The sequence below is a fragment of the Gemella sp. 27098_8_149 genome (assembly GCF_041433745.1).
Classification (GTDB): domain Bacteria; phylum Bacillota; class Bacilli; order Staphylococcales; family Gemellaceae; genus Gemella.
The window spans coordinates 1-3,128 of the sequence record NZ_JAPWCB010000033.1; the positions used below are offsets into that span (position 1 = coordinate 1).

At 33.9% G+C, this 3,128-nt stretch carries 2 protein-coding genes; both read left to right on the plus strand.

Translation table 11 applies throughout. The features are described from left to right. A partial coding sequence (locus tag O3801_RS08455; RefSeq protein ID WP_371454669.1) for a Rib/alpha-like domain-containing protein occupies positions 1–1,510 on the plus strand: 1,510 nt, incomplete at its 5' end. Positions 1,511–2,042: 532 nt separating this feature from the next. Further along, positions 2,043–3,128 (plus strand): YSIRK-type signal peptide-containing protein (locus O3801_RS08460; RefSeq protein WP_371454670.1); only part of this gene is annotated, 1,086 nt, incomplete at its 3' end.

Genomic DNA, 3,128 nt, shown 5'->3' on the forward strand with positions numbered 1-3,128 from the left:
ACCAGTTAAGGAAATTGAAACACCAGTTACGAAAACACCATTAACACCAGAAGACTACACTAAAGGTATTAAGATTCCAGAGGGTGGAAAAGTAACGAATGTAGAAAACATTCCAGACTTAACAACACCAGGTAAGAAAGATCCAGTTAAAGTAACTGTAGAATTACCAAATGGTAAAACAATTACAGTAGAAGTACCAGTAACAGTAACACCAATTAACGAAATCATTAAGAATGTTGGAGACCCAATAACTAATGACGACGTTGAGAAAAATGTTATGATTCCAGAAGGTGGAAAAATTGTTTCTATTGGAAATAAACCAGGAACAGAAACACCAGGGGTTAAACCAGTGGTTCCAGTAGTAATTGAATTACCAAATGGAAAACAAATTACAGTAGAAGTACCAGTAATTGTTAAACCTAAAGTTACGCCAGTAGTAGTAAAAGTAGGAACTCCAATAACTGAAGAAGATGTTAAGAAACATGTAGACCTTCCAGAAGGATGGAAAGTTACTAAAGTTGGAGAAATCCCAACAACTGCAACACCAGGTGAAAAAACATCTGTACCTGTAGAAGTAGAATTACCAGATGGACGTAAAGTTACAGTGGAGGTACCAGTAATAGTAACACCAAAAGTAAGTACAATTATCGTACCTCAAGGAACAGTAATTACTCCTGAAGATGTGAAGAACCACATTGAATTACCAAAAGAACCAGGATGGGAAATTGTAGAAGTTGGAGAAATTCCATCAACAGTTCCAGCAGGAGTAAAACCAAGTGTTAAAGTTAAGGTTAAATTACCAAATGGAAGAGTAATTGATTTAGAAGTACCAGTTATTTCAACACCAAAAGTAACACCAATTGTGGTAGAAGTAGGAACACCTATTACTAAAGAAGATGTGAAGAAACATGTTGAACTTCCTAAAGAATCAGGATGGGAAATCGTTGAAGTAGGAGAAATCCCAACAACAGAAACTCCAGGTGAAAAAACAGCTGTTAAAGTTAAGGTAAAACTACCAACAGGAGAAATCGTTGAAGTAGAAGTACCAGTAACAGTAACACCAAAAGCGACACCAGCTCCAAGACCAACAGTAAAAACAACTCCGATTGTAGTAGAGGTTGGAACACCAATTACTAAAGATGATGTTAAGAAACACGTTGAATTACCAAATGGTGCTCAAATAGTTGAAGTAGGAGAAATCCCAACAACAGAAACAGCAGGACAAAAACCAAGTGTTAAAGTTAAAGTTAAATTACCAACAGGAGAAATTGTTGAAGTAGAAGTACCAGTAACAGTAACTCCTAAGAAAGAAACTTCGACACCACGTTCTGAAAAACCGTCAACACCAGAAGTACCAGCTACTCCAGAAGCACCAAAAGCTCCTGTAGCTAAAACAGGCGAAAAAGTATTACCAAACACTGGTATTGCAGATAGCAACTCAGGATTAGCAGGTTTAGGATTAGCAATCTTCGGATTAGCAGCAGCTGCAAGAAGACGTAAACAAAAATAATAAAAACTATTATTAAAGTAATATCACTTTGAAGTAGTAAATGAAGAGGCACTCTTGATAAAAATCAGGAGTGCTTTTTTGATTTATGAATATTTTGATAGAAGTGTATATAATATTTAGAAATACTGTAATGTTTTATGAAGGAGTTTGGAAATTAATTATAATTGATTATATGAAATTATAAATTATTAATTAAGTAAATTAATATAACATTTATAGGCTGATAATATTGAGAATTATTAATATATTTTTTACAAAGATTAAATTAACATATAATAATATTTAAAGATCAATTGGAAATTTTAAAGTTAGTGGTTATATTTTTATAATTTAGTAATAGTTAGGAACGTAATAACATTTGAAATTAGCATTAAAATATAGTATAATATATGGCAGTATAGATAGCTTGCATAAGTTACTTTATACGCGGAAATGTTTTCTTATTTTTATTCATACTTATTTATAGAAATTATTTTATTGCATTAATTCTATAAATTAGTTTTATAAATATAACATTAAAAGGAGGTTTAACATGTATAGTAAAAACAATAAAAAAATGAATGAACAAAAACAACTTGAAAAAGTTAATCAATACGGGATTAAAAAGTTCAATGTTGGAACAGCGTCAGTATTAGTGGCAGCTGGATTTGCATTCTTAGGAGGGGGCAACGCTTTAGCTAACAATGATACTGCGGTAAACAATGCTAATGAACCAGCAACACCAGCAGCGACAGCCACAGCTAAAGAAGAGACACCTGCACCTACGGTAGAAAAAGCAAACAAAGCTAACCTAAGTGCTGCAATCGCACGTGTCCAAAATGCAATCGCAAAAGCAGCTGTAACAGAAAAAACAGCTTCAGCAATTGAAGAAGGAAAAGCAGAATTAGCTAATGCTCAAGCTCTAGAAGCTAGCGAAACAGCTACACAAGGTGAAGTTGATAAAGCTACAGTAGCATTAAAAAATAGAGCTTTCGTATTAGAAAGTATGCCAAAAGCAACAGCTGATAAAAAAGAAGAAAAAGTAAACAAAAACCAAGATTCACGTAACGGTCAAGCTATTCCTGGACAAGGTGAAAGTGGATTTAGAGCAGTAGATACAACTGCAGCTAATTCAGCATCAGAAGCAGCTAAATATAAAGGCATTCGTGATGCTGCTATTCCAGAGTTGCAAGCAAATATTGATAAAATTCAAGCTCAAATAGCAAAAGAAGAAGCGCTACCTGCGAATAAAAAAGATCAATTTAAAATTGATGTTTTAAAAGGTATTAAACAAAAAGCAGAAAATGTTATTACAACTGCAAATGCAGCGGATGCAACATCAGCTCAAAAAATGAGCCAACAAGCAGAAGCTGTTAAATCTGAACGTGACTTATTAGCATTATATTTAGCCGGAAAAACTGAATTAGGTGCCCCAGCAAGTGAAAACCATGCTGGTTACGGTAACAACCCTAAAAACGGTGTATTCGAAAGCTTAAAAGAAGGTTTCGGGGATAAAGTAACATTCACTGATGCTGATAAAAAATCAGAAACAATTGCTACTCAATATGAAAGTGGACGTGACATTACTAATAAAGTAAATAATGTTCCAAATGCAAAAGATCCAATCGGTAGTGCAACA